The organism is Pseudomonas sp. WS 5079 (assembly GCF_012985465.1).
In the GTDB taxonomy this organism is placed as follows: Bacteria; Pseudomonadota; Gammaproteobacteria; order Pseudomonadales; family Pseudomonadaceae; genus Aquipseudomonas.
This window is the reverse complement of record NZ_JAAQWN010000005.1, coordinates 185473-200582: the sequence shown is the minus strand read 5'-3', so window position 1 is coordinate 200582 and position 15110 is coordinate 185473. Positions and strand designations below refer to the sequence as shown.

12 protein-coding genes are annotated in these 15110 nt (G+C 60.0%); 1 reads left to right on the top strand and 11 read right to left on the bottom strand.

The features are described from left to right. Nucleotides 1-3: 3 nt before the first annotated feature. The 6 genes from ccoO (HBO05_RS15345) to ccoN (HBO05_RS15320) all read right to left on the bottom strand — a co-directional run bounded on the left by ccoO (HBO05_RS15345) (nt 4) and on the right by ccoN (HBO05_RS15320) (nt 5776). Nucleotides 4-612, bottom strand: coding sequence for a cytochrome-c oxidase, cbb3-type subunit II (ccoO, locus tag HBO05_RS15345; protein ID WP_029300047.1), 609 nt, complete (start codon nt 610-612; stop codon nt 4-6). Continuing rightward, a complete protein-coding gene (gene ccoN, locus HBO05_RS15340; RefSeq protein ID WP_057439486.1) occupies nt 612-2054 on the bottom strand; it encodes a cytochrome-c oxidase, cbb3-type subunit I in 1443 nt (480 codons plus the stop codon). Before ccoN (HBO05_RS15340) ends, ccoO (HBO05_RS15345) begins: the two co-directional genes overlap by 1 nt. Nucleotides 2055-2590: 536 nt before the next feature. Then, nucleotides 2591-3514, bottom strand: coding sequence for a cytochrome-c oxidase, cbb3-type subunit III (gene ccoP, locus HBO05_RS15335; RefSeq protein ID WP_169954203.1), 924 nt, complete (start codon nt 3512-3514; stop codon nt 2591-2593). Further along, nucleotides 3511-3729 (bottom strand): cbb3-type cytochrome c oxidase subunit 3, encoded by a 219-nt coding sequence (locus tag HBO05_RS15330; protein WP_169954202.1) that lies wholly within the window; start codon nt 3727-3729, stop codon nt 3511-3513. Before HBO05_RS15330 ends, ccoP begins: the two co-directional genes overlap by 4 nt. Before the next feature lie 3 nt (nt 3730-3732). After that, a complete protein-coding gene (ccoO, locus tag HBO05_RS15325; RefSeq protein ID WP_029300055.1) occupies nt 3733-4341 on the bottom strand; it encodes a cytochrome-c oxidase, cbb3-type subunit II in 609 nt (202 codons plus the stop codon). Between the two features lie 10 nt (nt 4342-4351). Then, nucleotides 4352-5776 carry a cytochrome-c oxidase, cbb3-type subunit I gene (ccoN, locus tag HBO05_RS15320; protein WP_169954201.1) on the bottom strand — a complete coding sequence of 475 codons (1425 nt, stop codon included), beginning with the start codon at nt 5774-5776 and terminating at the stop codon, nt 4352-4354. A 79-nt stretch (nt 5777-5855) separates the two neighbouring features. Here ccoN (HBO05_RS15320) and HBO05_RS15315 point away from each other — a divergent pair, with 79 nt between their 5' ends. Further along, nucleotides 5856-6548: an alpha/beta family hydrolase gene (locus tag HBO05_RS15315; protein WP_262381418.1), complete on the top strand. Its 693-nt coding sequence runs from the start codon at nt 5856-5858 to the stop codon at nt 6546-6548. A gap of 85 nt (nt 6549-6633) precedes the next feature. On the opposite strand, the gene HBO05_RS15310 is transcribed toward HBO05_RS15315, so the two are convergent. The 5 genes from HBO05_RS15310 to HBO05_RS15290 form a co-directional block, all read right to left on the bottom strand. After that, a complete protein-coding gene (locus tag HBO05_RS15310) occupies nt 6634-8199 on the bottom strand; it encodes a PAS domain-containing methyl-accepting chemotaxis protein (protein ID WP_038442232.1) in 1566 nt (521 codons plus the stop codon). Between the two features lie 84 nt (nt 8200-8283). Beyond that, complete coding sequence (locus HBO05_RS15305; protein ID WP_172313173.1) at nt 8284-9456, bottom strand: glycosyltransferase family 4 protein; 1173 nt, start codon at nt 9454-9456, stop codon at nt 8284-8286. Further along, nucleotides 9453-10661, bottom strand: a complete 1209-nt coding sequence (locus HBO05_RS15300; protein ID WP_346343158.1) for a glycosyltransferase family 4 protein — start codon at nt 10659-10661, stop codon at nt 9453-9455. The genes HBO05_RS15305 and HBO05_RS15300 overlap by 4 nt, the downstream gene beginning before the upstream one ends. Nucleotides 10662-10692: 31 nt before the next feature. Next, nucleotides 10693-11505, bottom strand: a complete 813-nt coding sequence (locus HBO05_RS15295; protein ID WP_172313170.1) for a hypothetical protein — start codon at nt 11503-11505, stop codon at nt 10693-10695. Beyond that, complete coding sequence (locus HBO05_RS15290) at nt 11429-15109, bottom strand: glycosyltransferase (RefSeq protein WP_172313167.1); 3681 nt, start codon at nt 15107-15109, stop codon at nt 11429-11431. The genes HBO05_RS15295 and HBO05_RS15290 overlap by 77 nt, the downstream gene beginning before the upstream one ends. Nucleotide 15110 lies beyond the last annotated feature (1 nt).

Genomic DNA, 15110 nt, shown 5'->3' with positions numbered 1-15110 from the left:
AGATCACCGTTTGCTTTTGATGATGGTGCCCAGGCCTTGCAGGTAGGCCACCAGCGCGTCCATTTCGGTCTTGCCCTTGACGGCTGCCTGGGCACCGGCGATGTCTTCGTCGGTGTAAGGCACGCCGAGGGTGCGCAAGACTTCCATTTTCTTGGCAGTGTCTTTGCCGTCGAGCTTGTTTTCCACGAGGAACGGGTACGCCGGCATTTTCGACTCGGGCACCACGTTGCGCGGGTTGTACAAGTGCGCACGCTGCCAGTCATCGGAGTAACGACCACCCACGCGGGCCAGGTCCGGACCGGTACGCTTGGAGCCCCACAGGAACGGGTGGTCCCACACGCTTTCGCCGGCGACCGAGTAGTGGCCATAGCGTTCGGTTTCAGCACGGAACGGGCGGATCATCTGCGAGTGGCAGCCGACACAGCCGTTGGCGATGTACACATCGCGACCTTCCAGTTCAAGGGCGGTACGTGGCTTCATGCCTTCGACCGGCTTGTTGGTGACGTCCTGGAAAAACAGCGGAACGATCTGGGTCAGGCCGCCGATACTCACGGCGATGACCATGAAGAAGGCCAGCAGGCCGATATTCTTCTCGACTACTTCATGCTTCATCAGTGAGCTCCCACGACGGCGATCTTGGTGGCGGCTTCAGCCTCTACAGGGTTGGAGGCACGCACGGTGCGCCACACGTTGTAGGCCATGAACAGCATGCCGCTGGCAAAGAACGCACCACCGAGGGCACGGACGATGAAACCAGGATGGCTGGCTTGCAGCGCTTCGACGAAGGAGTAGGTGAGGGTACCGTCGTCGTTGATCGCACGCCACATCAGGCCCTGGGTGATGCCGTTGACCCACATCGAGGCGATGTAGAGCACGGTGCCGATGGTGGCCAGCCAGAAGTGGGTATTGATCAGGCTGGTGCTGTGCATCTGCGCCCGGCCATAGAGCTTGGGAATCATGTGATACAGCGCGCCGATGGAGATCATCGCTACCCAGCCGAGGGCGCCGGCGTGGACGTGGCCGATGGTCCAGTCGGTGTAGTGGGACAGCGAGTTGACGGTCTTGATGGCCATCATCGGCCCTTCGAAGGTCGACATGCCGTAGAACGCCAGCGATACCACCAAAAAGCGCAGGATCGGGTCGGTGCGCAGCTTATGCCAGGCGCCCGACAGGGTCATCATGCCGTTGATCATGCCGCCCCAGCTAGGAGCCAGCAGGATGATCGACATGGCCATGCCCAGGGACTGTGCCCAATCTGGCAGTGCGGTGTAGTGCAGGTGGTGCGGACCGGCCCAGATATACAGGGTGATCAGCGCCCAGAAGTGCACGATGGACAGGCGATAGGAGTAGATCGGACGCTCGGCCTGTTTCGGCACGAAGTAGTACATCATCCCCAAAAAGCCGGTGGTCAGGAAGAACCCTACGGCGTTGTGGCCGTACCACCACTGGATCATCGCATCGGTCGCACCGGCGTAGGCCGAGTAGGACTTGAAGAAACTCACCGGCAGGGACGCGTGGTTGACGATGTGCAGCATCGCCGTCACGACGATGAATGCGCCGTAGAACCAGTTGCCGACATAGATGTGCTTGGTCTTGCGCTTGACGATGGTGCCAAAGAACACAATGCCGTAGGTCACCCAGACGATCGCCAGAAGGATGGCAAGGGGCCATTCCAATTCCGCGTATTCCTTGGTGGTGGTGAAGCCCATTGGCAGGGTGATGATGGCGCCGACAATCACCGCTTGCCATCCCCAGAAGGTGAAGGCGGCGAGACCATCGGAAATCAGTCGCGTCTGGCAGGTTCGCTGCACGACATAGTAAGAAGTGGCAAACAGTGCACATCCGCCGAAGGCGAAGATCACCAGGTTGGTGTGCAGTGGGCGTAGGCGTCCAAACGTCGTCCATGGCAGGTCGAAGTTCAACTCCGGCCAGACCAGTTGCGAGGCGATGAAGACACCGAGCCCCATGCCAAGGATCCCCCAGACCACCGTCATGATGGCGAACTGGCGGACTACCTTATAGTTATAAGCAGTCGGACTGATTGCTGTGCTCATTCTAAGGTTCCACGGTTTAGGTGTTTTATTAGGATAAAAATCGGTCGCAAGTATGGAGAAAGCGAGGTGCCATTGCAACGTAACGCTGACCTGCGTCAATGCTTTACAAACCAGATTCTGCGCCCTTTCCATGTTTGGCGTAAGGACAAAATCAAAAATGAAAAGCTGACGGGTTGGACAGGAATTTTGAGGGGGCGCAGGTACTTGTAGCGAGGTATGTACAAACAAGCTGGCGGAGTGACGAATGGTCAATGGCACGACAGCCGGTAACTGCCAGCCTTTGCGCCTGTCACCCTGCTGGAGTGTCTGACTCATCGAGTGCAAGTCGAGCTGCGACCGATCAATGCCGGCCCACTGTGGAAACAAGCGTAGACCCGAATGGCGAGAGGGGAAAGGTGTGCTTTAGAAGGGTGTGACAATCTGGCGCAGGGCGCAGCGGTTAGTAGCAAGCTGCAAGGGGCAGGTTTGGAGCGGGGAGAGGGAGGGCTGCAAGAGCCGAGTTGAGAACTCTTCTCTTGCAGCGTGTAGCTTGAAGCTTACTTCTGCTCTTTCTGCGACAGGCTGTAGACGTAGGCCGCCAGCAAGTGGACCTTGTCGTTGCCTTGCAGGGCTTCCTGCGCCGGCATCTGGCCCTGGCGGCCGTGACGGATGGTCTGCTGCAACTGCGCAAGGCTGGTGCCGTAGATGAAACCGGCAGGCTGCGTCAGGTTTGGCGCGCCCATGGCTTCAACGCCGTGGCCTTCTGGGCCGTGGCAAGCCACGCAGGTGGTGTCGAACGCTTGCTTGCCAGCAGCCAGGTCGACCTTGCTGTCAGCCGGCAGTGGCAACTTGGCCAGGTCGTGGCGCACATAGGCCGCGACGTTTTTCACCCCGTCCTCGCCCAGCACTTCACCCCAGGCCGGCATGGCGGCGTGGCGCCCGTTCATGATGGTCAGCTTGATCGCGTCTGCCGAACCACCCCAGCGCCAGTTGTCGTCCGCCAGGTTCGGGAAGCCATAGGCGCCCTTGGCATCGGAGCCGTGGCACACCGCGCAGTTGGAGGCAAACAGGCGGCCGCCCATTTTCAACGCTTGCGGGTCCTTGGCTACTTCTTCCACGGGCATGGCTGCGAATTTGGCGAAGATCGGCCCGAACTTGGCGTCGGCCTTGGCCATTTCCTTGTCCCATTCCTTGGTCTGGGTCCAGCCGTCTTCATAGCCCGGCAACACGCCTTTCCAGTTACCCAGGCCCGGATAGAGGATCAGGTAGCCGACGGCAAACACCAGGGTGCCGGCGAACAACATGAACCACCACTGGGGCAGGGGGTTGTCGTACTCCTCAATCCCGTCGAAGGCGTGGCCCATGGTCTGGTCGACGCTGCCCTTGGTCTCGCCCTTGCGGGTGCCGAACAGCAGCCAGGTCAGGCCGATCAGGCTGCCGAGGGTCAGTACACAGATCCATGTACTCCAAAAGGTAGTCATGGCCGAATGCTCCTTGTTACAGGCTCTTCTTGAGCGTCGGATGGGGTGTCGATGGCGTCAGGCTTAGGCTCATCGGCAAATGGCAGCAGGCAGGCCTCGGCGAACTCCGGGTTGCGCTTGGAGTTGAACACCCACAGCGACAGGCCGATGAAGGCAATTGCCACCACCAGCGTGCCGAGGCCGCGGATCATTCCGGTATCCAGTTCAAAACCCATGGTTCACCTCTTGCTCTTGATTGCAGTGCCGAGCACTTGCAGGTAGGAGACCAGGGCGTCCATTTCGGTCTTGCCCTTGAGGCTGTCCACGGCCGCGGTGATGTCTGCGTCGGTGTACGGCACGCCGAGGGTGCGCATGACCTTGAGCTTGGTTTCGGTGTGGCTGCTGTCGACCTGGGCGGTGACCAGCCAAGGGTAGGCCGGCATCTTCGACTCAGGCACAACGTTGCGCGGGTTGTACAAGTGCGCGCGGTGCCAGTCGTCGGAGTAGCGCGCGCCAACACGGGCCAGGTCCGGACCGGTACGCTTGGAACCCCACAGGAACGGGTGATCCCACACGCTTTCGCCGGCGACCGAGTAGTGGCCGTAGCGTTCGGTCTCGGCGCGGAACGGCCGGATCATCTGCGAGTGACACTGTACGCAGCCTTCGCGGATGTAGATGTCACGGCCTTCCAGTTGCAGCGCGGTGTAGGGCTTCATGCCTTCGACCGGCTTGTTGGTGACGTCCTGGAAGAACAGCGGGACGATCTGCGTCAGGCCGCCGATACTCACGGCAAGCACCATCAGCAGCATCAATAGGCCGACGTTCTTTTCAATCGTTTCGTGTTTCATCATCGACTCCTCAGGCCATCTGCGCCGCAGCGGCCACTTCGGCAGGTTGTGCCGAACGCACGGTGCGCCAAGTGTTGTAAGCCATCAGGAACATGCCGCTGAGGAAGATCGCTCCGCCCACCAACCGCACGATGAAGCCTGGGTGGCTGGCCACCAGGGTTTCGACGAAGGAGTAGGTCAGGGTGCCGTCTTCGTTGACCGCACGCCACATCAGGCCCTGGGCAATGCCGTTGACCCACATCGAAGCGATGTAGAGCACGGTGCCGATGGTCGCCAGCCAGAAGTGCGCGTTGATCAGGCCGAGGCTGTACATCTGCTCGCGACCGAAGATTTTCGGGATCATGTGGTACAGCGCGCCGATGGAGATCATCGCCACCCAACCGAGAGCGCCGGCGTGTACGTGGCCGATGGTCCAGTCGGTGTAGTGGGACAGGGCGTTGACCGTCTTGATGGCCATCATCGGCCCTTCGAAGGTCGACATGCCGTAGAACGCCAGCGATACAACGAGGAAGCGCAGGATCGGGTCGCTGCGCAGCTTATGCCAGGCGCCCGAGAGGGTCATCATGCCGTTGATCATGCCGCCCCAGCTTGGCGCCAGCAGAACCAGTGACATCACCATGCCCAGGGACTGTGCCCAGTCCGGCAGCGCGGTGTAGTGCAGGTGGTGAGGACCGGCCCAGATGTACAGGGTGATCAGTGCCCAGAAGTGCACGATGGACAAGCGATAGGAGTAAACCGGACGCTCGGCCTGCTTGGGTACGAAGTAGTACATCATCCCCAAAAAGCCCGCAGTGAGGAAGAAACCTACGGCGTTATGGCCGTACCACCACTGCACCATGGCATCCGTCGCACCGCCGTACAGCGAGTAGGACTTGGTCAGGCTGACCGGGATTTCCAGGTTGTTGACGATATGCAGGATCGCCACGGTGATGATGAACGCACCGAAGAACCAGTTACCGACATAGATGTGCTTGGTGTTGCGCTTGGCCACGGTGCCGAAGAACACGATGGCGTAGGCGACCCAGACGATGGTGATCAGGATGTCGATCGGCCATTCCAGCTCGGCGTATTCCTTGGAACTGGTGTAGCCCAGTGGCAAGCTGATTGCTGCCAGCAGGATCACCAACTGCCAGCCCCAGAAGCAGAACGCGGCGACTTTCGGCGCGAACAGCTGGGTCTGGCAGGTGCGTTGCACCGCGTAGAAGGAGCTGGCAAACAGCGCGCAGCCACCAAACGCGAAAATCACCGCGTTGGTGTGCAGTGGGCGCAATCGACCGAAACTGGTCCAAGGCAGGTTGAAGTTGAGTTCGGGCCATACCAACTGGGCGGCGAGAAAAACCCCGAGCCCCATGCCGACGATGCCCCACACCACCGTCATAATGGCGAATTGGCGGACCACCTTGTAGTTATAGGCGGTACTTAAAGTAGTGTTCATGGTTCCCCATCCACGGTTCAACCCAAGCAGATGCGGCACTTGGGCTGGAGTTATAGGCAGACTAAAAAGCGAGGCAAGCATGGGCAAAGAGCACAAGGCCAGTATTGACGGGGATCAATGGGCGCAGTGTGTGCGTGAACACGGGTGGTTGTGGAATGCGGCCACGAGCGTTGACGCGGGCCAATCACCGACGCTGATCCTGGCTCACGGTGCCGGCGCGCCGATGGACTCGGGCTTTATGGACGACATGGCTGTACGCCTTGCCGGGCATGGCGTGAACGTGTTGCGCTTCGAGTTTCCCTACATGGCCCAGCGCCGTGTGGATGGCGGCAAACGCCCGCCGAACCCGGCGCCAAAACTGCTGGAATGCTGGCGCGAGGTATATGCCCAGGTGCGACGTCATGTCGCTGGGCCTTTGGCGATTGGCGGCAAGTCCATGGGCGGGCGAATGGCCAGCTTGGTGGCCGATGAATTGGCGGCAGATGCGCTGGTGTGCCTGGGGTATCCGTTCTATGCGGTGGGCAAGCCAGAGAAGCCACGGGTCGAGCATCTGGCAGGGCTGAAGACCCTGACCTTGATTGTGCAGGGCGAACGCGATGCGCTGGGCAATCGGGCGGCGGTGGAGGGGTATGTATTGTCGCCGAGCATCGAGGTGATGTGGCTGGTGGCGGGGGATCACGATTTGAAGCCGTTGAAGGCTTCGGGGTTTACCCATGAGCAGCATCTGGAAGCTGCGGCGGGGAAGGTGGCTGGTTTTTTCGGCACCCGTTAGGGCCTCATCGCAGGCAAGCCAGTTCCCACATTTTGAATGTATTCACAGATCAAAATGTGGGAGCTGGCTTGCCTGCGGTAGCGATCTAGCGGTTAAACCGCTCCACCAGCGAATACTGCGTATTGGCCGTATGGGTCAGCTCTTCACTCAACTGCGCCGAATTCAACGCCTGCTCCGAAGTCTGGTCCGCCAACAGCGCAATGGTGCTGATATTGCGGCTGATCTCTTCGGCCACCGAGCTTTGCTCCTCGGTCGCGGCGGCGATCTGGGTGGTCATGTCGGTAATGTGCGCCACCGCCTCGCTGATCCCCACCAGCGCCGCGTCCGCTTCCATCACTCGCGCCACGCCTTCTTCGGCCTGGCGATGCCCGGCATCCATGGTCTGCACGGCGGTGCTGGCGGTCTGTTGCAACTTGGCGATCAGGGCATGGATCTGCCCGGTGGATTCGCTGGTACGTTGCGCCAGTTGCCGCACTTCATCGGCCACCACCGCAAACCCGCGGCCCATTTCACCGGCGCGCGCCGCTTCGATGGCGGCGTTCAGGGCCAGCAGGTTGGTCTGGTCGGCAATGCCCTTGATCACATCCACCACGCCGCCGATCTCGTCGCTGTCCTTGGCCAGTTGGGTCACGGTCACGCCGGTTTCCCCAACCACCACTGACAGGCGCTGGATGGCTTCGCGGGTTTCGCCCGCGATATCACGCCCGCGCCCAGTCAGGCGATTGGCCTCCTGGGTGGCGTCAGCCGTACGTTGTACATGGCTGGCGACTTCCTGGGTGGTGGCGGCCATCTGGTTGACGGCGGTGGCTACCTGCTCGGTCTCCACGCGCTGGCGTTCCAGGCCGGTCGAGCTGTTGTGGGCCAGGGTGTTGGACTGACGCGCCTGGTCGTTGAGGTGTTCGGCGGTGTCCTGCAAGCGGGTCAGGCAGGTCTTCAGGCGGGCTTCCTGGCTGAGGATCGACATCTCCAGGCGTGCTTGCGCGCCACGGCTGTCGGTGTACATCTGCGCGATCAGCGGGTCGGAGGTGGTCTGTTCGGCCAGGCGCAACAGGCGCTTGAGACCGCGCTGCTGCCAGCTCAGGCCGAGCAGGCCCAGCGGCACCGACAGTGCGGCGGCCAGGGCAAAACCCCAGTGGGAGTTGAACCAGATGCCGATCAGGAAGCTCAACTGGCTGACCAGGATAAACGGCAGCCAGTCCTGCAACACCGGCAGCCATTTATCACTGCGCGGGATGGCCGACTTGCCCTGATTGATCCGCTGGTACAGCGCTTCGGCACGGCGGATCTGCTCGGCGGTCGGCTTGACCCGTACCGACTCGTAGCCGATCACCTGTTCGCCGTCGAACACCGGGGTCACATAGGCGTTGACCCAGTAGTGATCGCCGGTCTTGCAGCGGTTCTTGACGATGCCCATCCATGGCAAGCCTTGTTTGAGCGTCGCCCACATATGCGCGAACACCGCGGCCGGCACATCCGGGTGGCGAACCAGGTTGTGCGGGGCGCGCATCAGTTCATCCCGGGAAAACCCACTGATTTCGACGAACGCGTCGTTGCAGTAAGTGATCACGCCTTTGGCATCGGTCGTGGAGATCAACCGTTGTTGAGCGGGGAAGGTACGTTCGCGCTGGGTAACGGGTTGGTTATTACGCATGATTGATCAATCCGCAAGGCTTTGACAGGTTGTCGGCCCCGGCGGGCTTTTATTTAACTTATTTTTGCAATAATCGGCGGGCGCTTATCGGGTGCTCAGAATGTCGATCGCCATGTGTTGCTGGATGGTCGTGCGCGCGTAATCGCGAATGAATGCCGAACGGTCGGTGGGTTCGAGCCTGAGTCGAGCCAGGGCGGCGATGGCGGACTCCAGGTCTGCGGGGGCAAACACTGCGGTGTTGGCGATATGGGTGGTGGCGAAGTGTTTTGAGTAACCATCCAGGCCCGCCAGGATCGGCTTGCCGGTGGCGGCGTACTCGAACAGTTTTGAGGGTATGACTTTGAGGAATGCCTTGAACGTATTCAGGTGCAAAAACAGCACATCGGCCTGGCGATAGTGATTGATGAGCTGGGCGCGGGGCATGGGGGCAATCAGCTCGACATTGGTGATGCGCAGGCGTTGCAGCTCATCGCGCAACTTGTGCAGGGTGCCGCCATGGCCAATCACATAAAAGCTGGCACGGTCGGCCAACCGTTGCGCCAGTTGCGGGATGATTTTCTCCAGGCCCTGGCCGGCGCCGATGTTGCCGGCATACACGATTTTCAATCGGCCGGCAGGTGCGCAGGGTATGCCTTGGGGGAGCGCTGACTGGAAAAACAGATCGTCAATGCCATTGGTAAAGGTGGCAAACCTCTTGTGCGGATAGCGCGCGACGAAGTAACCGAGAAACCCCGGTGACACCAGGTTGATCCGCGAGGCCTGGTTGATCGTCAGTCGCTCGACCACGGCAAACAGCCGGGCGAGGATGTTGCCGCGCAGGCCAGGGAAAAGCTCGGGCAGCACATCGACGAAAATATCGCGGATATCCAGATAGAGCGGGGTCTTGCGTGCCCGGGCAATCGAGGCCGCCAGCGCGGCGGTCATCAGCCGCGAGGAGGAGGCAAGGATCAAGTCGTACTCCTTGCCTTTTATCGCCTTGCGTACGCCATGGGCATAGGCCGCAAACCCCCTTGCCTGATCGCGGAAGTTGTTGGGGGCCCTGGGCAGGGCTATGCGCGTAATACAAAGCCCCGGTCGTTGTGGGCCATCGCTGCCTGCCACGTAAGAGGCGGCATAGCGGTTGGGACAAGTGGTGAGCAAGTCGATCTGCGCCTCGCCGCCAGGGTGTGCGAGCAGGGCCTCGACCATCGCTTCGACCCGAAATGCTGCCAGGTCAGGTGGGTAGTAGTAGCTCAACAACAGGATACGCATCGTCATGGATGCACCTGGCCCATGCCCGTCAACCGGTAGTACAGCGTTACCAGCTCTGCCTCCTGCTGTTCCCAGTTCAGGTACCTGGCGGCAATTCGTGTGTTGCCGGCATACCTGCGGCGTAGCACAGGGTCATCCAGCAAATGCCTGAGAGCCGCGCGCAATTGCAGGTCGTCACCGGCCGGCACCAGCAACCCGATGTCATGGGCTTTGACAATCCGGCGAATCTCCGGGAAGTCCGTGGCTATTACCGGCAGCCCGGCGATCACGTACTCGAACAGCTTGTTGGAGTCGGTGGTGAAGTGGTTCAGGCAGGTGTGTTCGATGGGTTGCACGCCAATATCGGCTGATACGGTGTAGCTGGGCAGATCCGCCAGGGGCACCACGGGGATAAAATGCACGCGCTCGGCCAGGCCCAGTTCATCGCGCAATGCCAGCAGCGGCCCGCACAGATTTCCGCCCCCAATCAACACGAAATAGGCATCCGGTACGCTTGCCGCTACCCGCAGCAGGCGCTCCAGCCCGCGTCCCTGCTGCAATCCGCCCTGATAGACGATGATCGGCCAGGGCTGTACCAGCCCCAGTTCATGGCGGATCCGTTGTGTTGGCGGGCTGCTGCTCAACCGTGGCCGATTCTGCAGCACCAGCGGGCGGGCAATGGCGTAGGCGCGGGCAAAGAACTTCGCCCGCGTCTCGGTGGTGGTGATGTTGCCGTCAGTCCTGGGCATCAGCGTGCGCTCGACCCGCGCCACCCACTGGCGATAGCGCCCGTAACCTTCGCGGCTGGTGCTGATTTCGTGGGCGTCATACACCAGCTTGGCCCCGCTGAGCCGGGCGGCGAGCCAGGCGCTGGGCAGGGTATTGACGTCATGGGCGTGGATCACCGTTGCGCGATGCCAGGCGATACGGGTCACCAGGCCGATATGTGTCCATACCCGCGCAAGTACGCGCAGCACTGACATTGGCTTGCCAGTCGCCGACGCGCCCCTCGATTGTTGCGCCTTGGCGCTGCGCCACCGCCATACCGGACGCCGCGCGACTCGTATCACCTGAGTGCCATCCGCGAGGGTTTCTTTTTGGCAGGTTATACCTGGGGTATGCAGGGCAAAAACCGTGACTTGATAGCCCGCCGACTGAAGTGTCTGGGCCTGTTTCAACACGCGGGCGTCGTTGCGAAATTCGTTCCATACGAGCATGGCAATACGATTCACGGGAACCCACTCCTGTTCGGCACGTTGGCAATCAATAGGCGAAGAACAGCGCATTGATTTTCTGTTGATGGTTTTTCAGGTAGATAGCGTCCTCAATCATCGACTTGAGCCGGGCAAGGCTTTGCCGGACCAGAATCAATGAAATGAGCGCGATAGAGATGGGGGCAGGTGTCATGTACAGAAAGTCCATGACCATGAAGGCAAATGTCCCCAGGAACCCCAGGGACGAAAGTGCATTGAGCAACGCATGATGGTGGCGCTGCACAATTGAACGTATGCGGTGTTTGCGGTTGTATAAAACGATGATCAGTGTCGTGACCCCCGCAATATAGGCCAGGGCAATGGTCAGCAGCGCCGGGTAGATGTAAAGCAATAGGCTCAGGGCAATGGTCACAAAACTGGCCGCAGACAAGCCTCGGGTGAGCCTGGAGAACGCCAATACTGCCAGAGGTCGCTGGTTACCCAGACTGTTGGACTTCTGGTTGTGGTTCATTAGTTGGTAGGCGCCCGTTCTCGAATAACGTGACGCGATAACTTCCGACAGCAAATAGAGGCCATAAAACACAGCGGTCAATAAACTGAGGCCAATAATCAGCCAGGGTTTGCTGAACGACTTGAATGCCTGCGGCAAATATTCGGGAATTGACTCGGAGCCCAGCAGGATGAGGATTTTCAGCGGTAACAGGAACGTTACGATCAATAGGCCTTGCGCGCAAAAATGTGCGGTATGGGCGGTGAAAGTTGCGGTCGGAGTGACTCGTATGAATTTACGAGCCAATGACATGCACCAGCCGAGTGTCGATAGCAGGATTATCTGGAGTGTCGACTCTTTCTCGATGGTCATTTGTGTCTCGTATGAGGTTGAGTTCAGCTTTTGAAATCTGCAGCGTGTCGCTTTGCATGACCACGCGTTGTCTGGCGCTCAGGGATTTTTCCTGGAAAGTGCAGGGGTGCAGGAACAGGGTTTCAATGGCTTCGCTCAGCTCGATGAAACTTTCCGGGGCCGCTAGAAAACCACTGTTGTCATCGACAAACTCCGGTATTGCCCCGACTCGATTGGTGATCGGTACCAGGCCCGAGGCCATTGCTTCATCACGAGAGACACCTTGGGTATCCATGCGGCTGGGGCACAGGAATACCCCATAGTGTTTGTGCAGTTCGGCGATTTCGGACTGTTTCAAGTAGCCCCTTTCAATCTGTACGTTGGGGTATTGGCGCAGGGGCGCCAATGTCTCCTCGAATAACGGCCCATCCCCGATCAGGCGAAACTGCAGTTCACTGAACCAGGGCTTTTGCGCCAGCAACTGGATGGCCTTGACGCTCAGGTCATTGGCATAGGTGCGCGATGCATAAGGGCGGATCGAGAGGATTTTCTTACGCTGTTCCGGCGGTTTTTCCTGATAGGAAAACAACTGGGTATTGATCGGGTTGTGAATGATCCGGTACTGGCTTTTTGGCAGGCGAAAGCCCAGGTCTTCCATGACCTCTTCGGCAAAGTGATGCGATACGAAGACCAACTGCAAATTGGCCGGCATGGGGTTTAGCAGCTTGCGCCAGAAGCCCATGCGCCGCTCGCTTTCGAGCTTGCCCAGTTGCCGTTGCGCATCGCTGCCATAGTTGTGCGCCCGACGCCACCATGGCTGGATTTCGGAACCGTGCACCCAGACGATGGTGGGGATGGCGTGCAGGCGCAGGACTTCCCACATCTGCGGGTCCAGAAAATGCACCAGCACCGATTGATAACACCTTGACCCAAGCATGTTGGCCAGGGCTGCCTGGGAGCCAGTGATGACATCGACGTTTTCAAATTCTTGATAGCTGACCGGCTCATTTGCGCGCAGGCGAAACACATCCACCGGCAAGCCTTGTGCTTGATAGGCGCTCACACGGGTGTGCAAAAAGCCGTTGCGGTACAGATCGTCATAGGCCGGGTAGTGGTTGGTCAGCAGTAGGTGCCCGGCCTTGGCGAGCAGTGTGGATGGCTGGATATCACGATGGCCGAGGACCAGTTCCTTAATCGTGGAACTGCCGCTTGCGTAAGCACGGATTCCCAGGCGCACGTAGGCGATTTCGGGAGGGACCTCGCAGCTCTGGTTGCGATTGGCCGTTTGCAGCAGATGGCTGATGCGTTGTTTCTGTGCATCCAGGAACAGGACGACCAACTGAATGTTCAAGCCTGGGGTGGCGTCGAGGAACAGTTGCAGAGGCGCGTCGGTTGCCAGTTGGGCCACGGGCAGTTCCTGCCTGGCGTAATGGTACTCGTGCCTACCGTCCGCCAGGGATGAGGAGATATGCCAGGTATCGGCATCGACCTTGGTTTGCAGGAACTTGCTGGCGATGGGGGCAAACAGTTTCGCCAGGGCTGCACCACTGATGTACGGCGTACTGGCGCTCGCTTGCAGCGGGGGAATGGTTTCGGCGTGCCGTTGCAGGGTGGCGAGGCTCACACCGCTATCCACCGCAAGATCATCCACCATGGCGCTGACCTGCTGCGGGTGGGTGCCCGCCGCGTTTTTGCAGTAGTTGAAGACGTCGCTCGCCAGGGCCTTCGGGTTGCGGTACTCAAGGGAGGGCAGGGCGTGGAGCCAGTCGCCAACCGTTTGGCTGGCCAGCAATGAGGGCTTGATCAGCGCGCAACGGGCGGCGATGGCGCTGGCGCAGCGGTAGTCCTGCCCGGCATTGTGCAGGTGGATGCCATGCTCATCGGCTACGTAGTGCGTCGCCTTGCCGATCACGTTGGCCTGGCTGTAGCGCGTGGCCAGGGCCAGGTCGAGCAGGTAGTGGGGGCCGTAGTAGTCCTGCGCGACCATCGCGCCAACCCAGGCGGCGCCGTTGGCCAGTTCAGCCACGGTAACGGCGTTCAACTGCGTGCGGCTGATCAGGTGTAATCGCGGGTCTGTTGCGGTTACGCCCGTGTTCACCACGACCTTCATGATGATATTGCTGTAGCGCTGGCGCTGCAGGTGCCGGGTCAGTGCCAGCAGCTCGGCATTGTTGAGCGCATTGGCGATGATGCAAATCTTGGGCAAGGGATCGTCTTGGGGCGTGCCGCTGACTTTGGCCATGACATAGCGCAAGCGATGGGCGTAGGTATGTTCCTGCATCACTTTGCGCAAGCCGGCCAGGCGCAGTCTGGCGCTATGTTGCGGGTTATCCGCCAGCGCCTTGAGCCGGTTGAGCATGTGCGCACTGTTGTCGGTGGTAATTACCAGATCACCCAGCAATACGCGCAGGCCGCGGGAAAAATTGCTGACAGTCAGGGTGTTGGAGCCCAGCAGCTCGAAGACGCGCCGCGCGAACATGGACTGGGATTGCTTGATCGAGTTGAGGTTGACCCCGTAGCGATAGCCTTTGTAGGCCAGGTCCATGTGTGCAGGGCTCAACGTGCCGACGATGTAGGGTTGATATTCGGCGGGGAACTGATAGTTGGCGTCTTGTTTGCCGAAGTTGCGATCAAAGATCTCCAAGGGGCGCAAGCGTGGCAGTTCGCTGATGAGATTGACCAGGTCACGGGTCCGTTCGGGATAACGGACGTAGTAGGCACCGGCAAAGCAGAACCCGTCCTTGCGTTCATACAGCTCAATCGGGTTGTGCACCACGGGCTGGCAGGCAAAGGGCAGCAGGTAGACACGCTCGTGACCCAATGCGCCTTTATAGCGCTGAATGCAGTCGATATCGGTGGTGAATACAAAGTCCAATTGCTTGGCCGTGTTGAGGAAGGTTTCGTAGTGCACGGGGTCTTCCTTGTTCCAGAACACCGTGGGCACGCCGTGCTCCTTGCACCACTGCAAGGTGCCCCGCAGTTCCTCGCAGTTGTGCCCCACTTTGTTGTGCCACAAGTCATCCTTGCCGCGCCAAGCCGACTCGATAAACAGAAGCTCGGGTTGGAACGCTTCAAGTTCTGCCAGGTAGTGGGCCGGGGTCAGTTGCAGCAACTGGCATTCGTGGCGGTAGGCATCGTAGGTAAACGGGTCCATCACGCAGGCCACTCTCAGTGGCTGGGCATTGTCCTGGGCGCCTGGCAACAGGTGGTCGTGGATGTAGTCGGCCTCTGCCAGCGGACGGGGCCGGGATGTCGCTGTAACCGGTGCCGTGGCTGGCAGCGGCTGTCGTGGGGGCTCAGCGCTTGCTTGCTGGGTGTTCGGACGGCTCCTGCGGGCCTGGCGGTACAGCCTGAACAAGGTCGCTGGCAGGCGCAGCAATGCGCCCAGCGAGCGGGTGCCGGCCTTCAATTGATAACCCAATTGATAGGTGAGGCTGGCGCGCGTCTTGATCAGCCGCTGTTCTGCCAGATGGCGCTTGGCATTGGCACTGTGCAGGTTGTCATTGAGCGTGGCGATCTGCTCACGGGCTTGGCTGAGGGCAGCCTGCAGCTGTTCGCTGGTAGCGCGTTGCTCCTCCAGGTCGTGGCGCACTTGCTTGTGTGCGGCGCGTTCCATCGCATTCATT

Bases quoted from the DNA above. Each gene is read 5' to 3' on its own strand.
- ccoN (WP_169954201.1), bottom strand. From the start codon at position 5,776: ATGAACACTACTTTAAGTACCGCCTATAACTACAAGGTGGTCCGCCAA.
- ccoO (WP_029300055.1), bottom strand. From the start codon at position 4,341: ATGAAACACGAAACGATTGAAAAGAACGTCGGCCTATTGATGCTGCTG.
- HBO05_RS15295 (WP_172313170.1), bottom strand. From the start codon at position 11,505: ATGACCATCGAGAAAGAGTCGACACTCCAGATAATCCTGCTATCGACA.
- HBO05_RS15290 (WP_172313167.1), bottom strand. From the start codon at position 15,109: ATGAATGCGATGGAACGCGCCGCACACAAGCAAGTGCGCCACGACCTG.
- HBO05_RS15310 (WP_038442232.1), bottom strand. From the start codon at position 8,199: ATGCGTAATAACCAACCCGTTACCCAGCGCGAACGTACCTTCCCCGCT.
- ccoN (WP_057439486.1), bottom strand. From the start codon at position 2,054: ATGAGCACAGCAATCAGTCCGACTGCTTATAACTATAAGGTAGTCCGC.
- HBO05_RS15330 (WP_169954202.1), bottom strand. From the start codon at position 3,729: ATGGGTTTTGAACTGGATACCGGAATGATCCGCGGCCTCGGCACGCTG.
- HBO05_RS15315 (WP_262381418.1), top strand. From the start codon at position 5,856: ATGGGCAAAGAGCACAAGGCCAGTATTGACGGGGATCAATGGGCGCAG.
- HBO05_RS15305 (WP_172313173.1), bottom strand. From the start codon at position 9,456: ATGACGATGCGTATCCTGTTGTTGAGCTACTACTACCCACCTGACCTG.
- ccoP (WP_169954203.1), bottom strand. From the start codon at position 3,514: ATGACTACCTTTTGGAGTACATGGATCTGTGTACTGACCCTCGGCAGC.
- ccoO (WP_029300047.1), bottom strand. From the start codon at position 612: ATGAAGCATGAAGTAGTCGAGAAGAATATCGGCCTGCTGGCCTTCTTC.